Annotated in this window: 1 protein-coding gene; it reads right to left on the bottom strand. The window is 72.2% G+C overall.

Features of this window, described 5'->3' with window-relative positions; translation table 11 throughout:
• On the bottom strand, positions 1-7728 hold a 7728-nt coding region (locus tag ACFVT2_RS17240), incomplete at its 3' end, for a type I polyketide synthase (RefSeq protein WP_390018128.1).
• Positions 7729-7761 lie beyond the last annotated feature (33 nt).

The following is a 7761-nucleotide window of genomic DNA, read 5'->3' as shown; positions in this document are numbered from 1 at the left end:
GCCGTGGTGGGTGATGAGGTGGCGGGCGAGGTGGGTGCCGAGGGATCCGGTGCCGCCGGTGATGAGGATGGTGCCGTTGGGGTCGATGGGGGTGGTTGGTGTTGTGGTGGGGGGTGCTGGCGATGGTGAGGGGGTGGTGATGCGGGCGAGGTGTGGGGTGAGGAAAGTGTCGTTGCGCACGACGAGTTGTGGTTCGCCGGTGGCCAGCGCGGCGTTGATGGTGGCCTCGATGGTGTGACGGGCTGCGGTTTCCGAGTCGGCGTTGGTGCCGGGTCCGGCGACGGGTTCATCGTCGGGGGTGGTGTCGACGGGGCTGGTGTCGATGGGGGTGTCGAGGTCGATGAGGTGGAAGCGGTCGGGGTGTTCGGTCTGTGCGGTGCGGATCAGGCCCCACAGGGGTGCGGCGGCCAGGTCGTCGAGGGTGTCGTCGGGGGTGGCGGCGATGGCGCCGCGGGTGACGATGGCCAGTTTGATGTCGGCCAAGTGGTCTTCGTTCAGCCAGCGTTGGAGGAGGGCGAGGGTTTGTTCGGTGAGGTGGTGGGCGTCGGCGGCGGTGTCCTCGTTTCCGGTGCCGTGCGGGAAGACCGCCACGACATCCGGCAGCTCGGTACCTTCCTCGGCCGCTGCGATCAGCGCGTCGACGTCCACATAACGGACCGGTCCCACTGTGCCGCCGAGGGTTGGGGCCGGCTCACCCAGTACGGCGAAGCGGGTGCCGGCGCCGTCGTTCGATCGTCTGGCGGTCTCCTCCCACACCACCTGGTACAGCGCGTCGTTGGCGTTCGGTGCTGTGGTGTTGGTGAGGTTGTGGGTGGGGGTGGTGCGGAGGGTGAGGGTGGTGGTGGCGATGGGGTTGTTGGTGGGGTCGGTGGCGGTGAGGTGGTAGGTGGTGGTGTTTTGGGTGGTGGAGTGGTGGGTCCAGTGGAGGTGGAGGGTGGTGGCGTGGGTGGCGTGGAGGGTGAAGTCGGTCCAGGTGTAGGGGAGTTTGATGGTGTTGGGGTCGGTGTGTTGGAGGATGAGGGGGTGGAGTGCGGCGTCGAGGAGGGCTGGGTGGAGGGCGTAGTCGGGGTGGTTGTTGGTGTTGGTGGGGTCGTGGAGGGGTGTGGGGAGGGTGACTTCGGCGTAGAGGTCGTAGCCGTGTGACCAGGCGGCGGTCAGCCCCTGGAAGGCGGGGCCGTAGTCGTAACCAGTCGTGGCCAGGTGCTCGTAGGCGTCGGTGAGGTCGAGCGGGGTGGCGTCCGCCGGCGGCCAGGCGACTGTGATCGGGTCAGCCGCCGGTGCCTCGGGGTTGCTGGTCAGGACGGCGTCGGCGTGGTGGATCCAGGCGCTGTCCGAGCTGCCCGCGATGACGTCCTCACCCGGTCGCGAGCGACGTGAGTGGATCGTCAGGCCGTGCCGACCGGTGTCGTCGGGCGGCCCTACGCGCAGCTGGAGTTGGGTGCTCCCGGTCTCGGTGAGGGGGAGTGGTGCGTGCAGGGTGAGTTCCTCGATGTGGCCGCAATCGACCTGGTCACCGGCGTGGAGCGCTAGCTCGACGAATGCGGTGCCGGGGAGTAGCGGCGTCCCCACGATGGTGTGGTCCGCCAGCCACGGGTGTTCCTTGAGCGACAGTCGACCGGTCAACACCAGGCCGTCCCCCTCGGCGAGTTCCAGGGACGCGCCGAGGAGGGGGTGCTCGGTGCGGGTGAGTCCGAGGCTGGTGGTGTCGCTGGTGGTCTTGGGGGTGTCGAGCCAGTAGCGCTGGCGTTGGAAGGGGTAGGTGGGGAGGTCGGCGGGTGTGGTGTGTGTCTGGTTGAAGTAGGGGGTCCAGGTGAGGGGCGTGGTGTGGGTGTGGAGGGTGGCGAGGGTGGTGGTGAGGGCGCGGATTTCGTTGGTGCGGTGGTTGAGGGCGGAGCCGATGAGTGGGCTGTTGTTGCTGGTGGCGGTGGTGTTGTTGGTGGTGGTGTGGATGTGGGGGGTGAGGGTGGTGGTGGGTCCGAGTTCGAGGTAGGTGGTTGTGGTGTGGTGTTGGTTGAGGGTGGTGAGGGTGTCTGCGAAGCGGACGGTGGTGCGGATGTGGTGGGTCCAGTAGTCCGGATCGGTGAGTTGTTCGGTGGTGGCGATGTGGCCGGTGATGTTGGAGAGCACCGGGATGCGTGGGGTTTGGTAGGTGAGTGTGGCGGCGATGGTTCGGAATTGGTCGAGGATGGGGTCCATGTGGGGGGAGTGGAAGGCGTGGCTGACGCGTAGTGCGGTGGTGCGTATGCCTTGCTTCGCGAACTGTTCGGCGAGGGTGTGGGCGGTGTCGTGGTCGCCGGAGATGACGAGTGAGGTGGGGCTGTTGATGGCGGCGAGGGAGAGGTGTTTGTTCAGGTGGGGGGTGATGTGTTCTTCGGTGGTGTTGAGGGCGATCATGGCGCCGCCGGTGGGTGCGGTTTGCATGAGGCGGGCGCGTGCGGCGATGAGGGTGGTGGCGTCGGTGAGGTTGAGGACGCCGGCGAGGTGGGCGGCGGTCAACTCGCCGAGTGAGTGGCCGGTGAGGTAGTCCGGTTCCACTCCGAATGCCGTGACCAGGCGGTAGAGGGCGACCTCCAGGGCGAACAAGGCAGGCTGGGCGTATTGCGTCTGGTCCAGCAGCGCGGCTTGTTCGCTGCTCTCCTCCGCCCACATCACGTCCTTGAGGGGCTGCTTCAGGTGTGGTGTGAAGTGTTCGCAGACTTCGTCGAGGGCTTGGGCGAAGAGCGGGAACCGGTGGGCGAGTTCGCGGCCCATGCCGGGGCGTTGGCTGCCCTGGCCGGAGAAGAGGAAAGCGGTCTTTCCGCGGGTGGAAGGATCCTCGGCGGCACCTGCAACGACGTGCGGATCCCCCTCGGCCTGCCCGGTGGCCAGCGACTCCAGCCCGGAGAGCAGCTCCTCCCGGCTTGAGCCGACGATCACTGCACGGTGTTCGAACACGGTGCGTTGCGTTGCCAACGTCGCCGCGATACCGGCCACGGAGAGATCCGCACGCCGTTTCACCAACTCGGCTACCTCGCCGGCGTGTTGCTGCAAGGCGGAGGTGCCACGGGCCGACAGCACCAGGGGCACGACGCCGTCGGGGTTGTCACCCTCCGACATGGGCACCGACATAGGCACCGGTACTGACATAGGCGCCGGCACCGGCACCGGTTCGGGGCCCTGTTCGAGGATGACGTGGGCGTTGGTGCCGCTGATGCCGAACGACGAGACCGCGGCCCGGCGCGGGCGGCCCGCCGGCTCGTCCCAGGGGCACTGCTCGATGAGGAGTTCGACCGCGCCGGCTTCCCAGTCCACGTGCGGGGTCGGGGCGTCGACGTGCAGGGTGCGGGGCAGTACGCCGTGCCGCATCGCCAGCACCATCTTGATGACGCCGGCAATGCCGGCCGCGGCCTGGGTGTGGCCGATGTTCGACTTCAACGAGCCGAGGTAGAGCGGGAGTTGCCGGTCCTGTCCGTAGGTGGCGAGGAGGGCCTCCGCCTCGATGGGGTCACCGAGGGTGGTGCCGGTGCCGTGGGCCTCCATCGCGTCGACGTCCTGCGGCCGCAGGCGGGCGGCGGCGAGTGCCTGGCGGATGACGCGTTCCTGGGAGGGGCCGTTGGGGGCGGTCAGGCCGTTGCTGGCGCCGTCCTGGTTGACGGCGGAGCCGCGCAGCACGGCGAGTACCCGGTGGCCGTTGCGCCGGGCATCGGAGAGTCGTTCCAGCAGCACCAGACCGGCGCCCTCCGACCAGACGGTGCCTTCGGCGCCGGCCGCGAACGCCTTGCAGCGGCCGCTGACGGCCAGCCCGCGCTGCCGGCTGAACTCCACGAACATGCCCGGGGTCGACATGATCGTCACGCCGCCAGCCAGGGCCAGTGAGCACTCCTCCTGGCGGAGCGCCTGGGCGGCCAGGTGCAGGGCGACCAGCGACGAGGAGCAGGCGGTGTCCACGGTGACGGCGGGACCTTCGAGCCCGAAGGCGTACGCCAGGCGGCCGGACGCCACGCTGGCGGTGCTGCCGGTGAGCAGGTAGCCGTCGGCGCCCTCCGCGGGTTCGTGCAGCCGCGGGCCGTAGTCCTGGGCGGTGGCCCCGACGAAGACGCCGGTGCGGCTGCCGCGCAGTCCGTCGGGGCGGATGCCGGCGCGCTCGAACGCCTCCCAGCCGACTTCGAGCAGCAGGCGCTGCTGCGGGTCCATCGCGGCGGCTTCCCGGGGGCTGATGCCGAAGAACTCCGGGTCGAACCGGTCCGCCGCGTGCAGGAAACCGCCCTCGCGCAGGTAGGTGTGGCCGGCCTTGCCGGGCTCGGGGTCGTACAGCGCGTCCAGGTCCCAGCCGCGGTTGGTGGGGAATCCGGTGATCGCGTCGCCGCCGGCGGCCACCAGCCGCCACAGGTCCTCGGGCGAGTCGACCTCGCCGGGGAGGCGGCAGGCCATGCCGACGAGGACGATCGGGTCGTCGGAGGGGGAGGCGGTGGCCGTGGCGGACGGGCACGCGGGGGACGGGGCCGGGCGCTGCGCGGCGGCGGTCAGGGCGCGGTCACGCAGGTGGTGGACGAGCGCGGCGGGGGTGGGGTGGTTGTAGAGCAGGCCGGAGGAGAGGCGTAGGCCGGTCGCGGTGGTGAGGCGGTCGCGGAGTTCGACCGCGCCGAGGGAGTCGAAGCCGAGGTCCTTGAAGGGGAGTTCGGGATCCACGGTGTCCGTGGTGACGTGTCCGAGGACGATCGCGATGTGGGTGCGGACGAGGTCGAGCACCAGCCGGTCGGCCTCGGCCTCGGAGAGACCGGCCACTTCGTGGGCGAGGGACGGCGCAGTGTCGGGCACCGGGGCGTCGGCTTCCGCGTGGTCGGTCTCCGCGGTGTCGGAGCCGGCCGGGACGGAGGCGGCAGGGACGGACCCGGCCGGGACGGAGCCGGCCGGGGTGGAGGTCACCGCGGCGGGGTCCGTGCCGGGGGACGGTGCCACGTCCGATGTCAGTGGCGCGGGCGCGGCGCCGCCGGATGTCGTCGACGGGGCGATCCAGTGCCGTTCGCGCTGGAACGCGTACGTCGGCAGGTCGACGGTGGCGGCGCCCGGGAACAGGGCCGCGAGTGCCGTGGGCCAGTCGGCGGGCACGTGGTGGGTGAAGGCGTGGGCCAGGGCCTCGGTCAGTGCCGTGGGCTCGTCGCGGCCGGGACGCAGCGCGGGAAGGAGCGCGGTGCGCGGGCCGGTGAGGGTTTGGCGGGCCATCGCGGTGAGGACGGGGGAGGGGCCGAGCTCCAGATAGGTGGTGACGCCGAGCCGGTCGAGGGCGCCGATCCCGTCGGCGAAGCGCACCGCCTGTCGGACGTGGCGGACCCAGTAGTCGGCCGTGACCAGGTCGTCGCCGGTGGCCGGGGCGCCGGTGACGTTGGAGATCACCGGGATACGGGGCGCGGCGTAGGAGAGTCCCTCGGCGATCCGCCGGAAGTCGGCCAGCATCGGCTCCATCAGGGGGGAGTGGAACGCGTGGCTGACCGTCAGCCGCTTGGTCCGGCGCCCCTGGCCGGTCAGGTGGTCGGCGATCCGGGCGACGGCTTCCGCTTCGCCGGCGAGCACCGTCGCCCGCGGGCCGTTGACCGCGGCGATGCTCAGCCGCTGCCGGTCCGCGCCGGCCGCGGCGAGCAGTTCCCGTACCTCGTCCTCGGTGGCCTCGACGGAGACCATCGCGCCGCCGTCGGGCAGCGCCTCCATCAGCCGGCCGCGTGCGGCGACCAGGGTGGCCGCGTCCGGTAGGGACAGCACCCCTGCGACGTGGGCGGCGGCGATCTCGCCCACCGAGTGACCGGCCAGCTGGTCGGGGTGGAGGCCCCAGCGCTCCAGCAGCCGGAACAGCGCCACCTCGAAGGCGAACAGCGCGGGCTGGGTGAAGGCCGTGCGGTCCAGCAGCCGGGCCTGCGCGGTGCCCGCGTCGGCGAACAGCACCTCGCGCAGCGGCCGGTCGAGGACGGCGTCGAGGTGGCCAGTCACCTCGTCCAGTGCCTCGGCGAACTCCGGGAAGCGGCCGTACAGTTCGCGGCCCATCGCGGCCCGCTGGCTGCCCTGGCCGGAGAACAGGAAGGCGGTGCTGCCGGCCCGGACCACGTCGGGGTGCTCGATCAGGCCGGGGGTGCTCCGGCCGCCTGCCAGCGCGTCCAGGCCGGCCAGCAGCGCCGACCGGTCCCGGACGACCAGAGCCGCCCGGTGCCCGAAGTGGGTGCGGATGGTGGCCAGGGAGTACGCCACGTCGGCAGGGGTGGCGTCCGGCGAGGCGGTCAGGTGGGCGTGGAGCCGCGCGGCCTGGGCGCGCAGTGCGGGGGTGCCCCGACCGGAGAGCAGTACGGGGAAGGGGGCCGGGTCGGCGGTGGTGGGGCGGGGGGCCGCCGGGCGGTGGGCCACGGCGGGGGCTTCCGCCAGGACGAGGTGGCAGTTGGTGCCGCCCATGCCGAAGCTGCTCACCCCGGCGATCAGTGGACGGTCGGGGTGCGGCCAGCCGGTCAGTTCCGTCTGGACCCGCAGTCGTAGATCCGCCAGTGGGATCGCGGGGTTGGGGGTCTCGTGGTGGAGGCTGGCGGGGATCTCCCGGTGGGCGAGGGCCAACGCCGCCTTGAGGAGTCCGACGATGCCCGCGGCGCCTTCGAGGTGGCCCACGTTGGTCTTGGCCGAGCCCACGCGCAGTTCCTCGCCGGCCGGCCGCCCGGTGCCCAGGGCCGCGCCCAGCGCCGCGGCCTCGACCGGATCGCCCACCTTGGTGCCGGTGCCGTGCAGTTCGACGTACTGGACCTCGCCGGGGGCGGTGCCGGCGCGCCGGTGCGCGAGCCGGATGACCTCGCGTTGGGCGGTCTCGTCGGGCACGGTCAGGGCCTGTGCCGGGCCGTCGTTGTTCACCGCGCCGCCGCGGATCACGCAGTGCACGCGGTCCCCGTCGGCCAGCGCCGCGGTGAGCGGCTTGAGGACCACCACGCCGCCGCCCTCGCCGCGCACATAGCCGTTGGCGCGGGCGTCGAAGGTGTGGCAGCGGCCGTCCGGCGACAGACCGCCGAACGCGTCCAGTCCGGCGGCGGTCTCCGGCGCGAACGCGAGGTTCACGCCGCCGGCCAACGCCAGGGTGGACTCGCCCTTCCGCAGGCTCTCGGCGGCCAGGTGCACCGCGACCAGGGCGGAGGACTGGGCGCTGTCCACGGTCAGGCTGGGGCCGCGCAGCCCCAGGGCGTACGACAGCCGGTTGGCGATCAGGCCGCGGTTCAGGCCGGTCACGGTGTGCCGGGAGACGGCCGCGGTGCCGTGCCGGTGGACCAGCGCCGCGTAGTCGTCGGCGATGGCGCCGACGAAGACGCCGGTGGCGGTGGCCCGCAGCCGCGCCGGAACGGTCCCGGCGTCCTCCAGCGCCTCCCAGCCCAGCTCCAGCATCAGCCGCTGCTGGGGGTCCATGGCGGCGGCCTCGCGCGGTGCGATGCCGAAGAACGCCGCGTCGAACCGGTCGACGTGCTCCAGGAAGCCGCCGCGCCGGACCCCGGACCGCGCCGGCAGTCCGGAGGTGTCCCACCGGTCCGGCGGGGTGTCGGTGACGGCGTCACGGCCGGACCGCAGCAGGTCCCAGAACGCGGCCGGGTCGGCCGCACCGGGGAGCCGGCAGGACATGCCGATGACGGCGATCGCGTCGTCCGGTGCGCCGGCCACGCCGTGGTCGACGGTCCCATCGGGCCCGCCGGGGCCGTCGGTCGAGCCGCTGCCAGTGGGAACGTGGTCGTACTTCATCGACTGTCCTGCCCTCTTCCGTGTCGTCGCGGG

This window comes from Streptomyces sp. NPDC058000, assembly GCF_042886435.1.
Taxonomy (GTDB): domain Bacteria; phylum Actinomycetota; class Actinomycetes; order Streptomycetales; family Streptomycetaceae; genus Streptomyces.
Note: the sequence above shows the minus strand (reverse complement) of the source record. Positions and strands in the feature narration are given on the sequence as shown.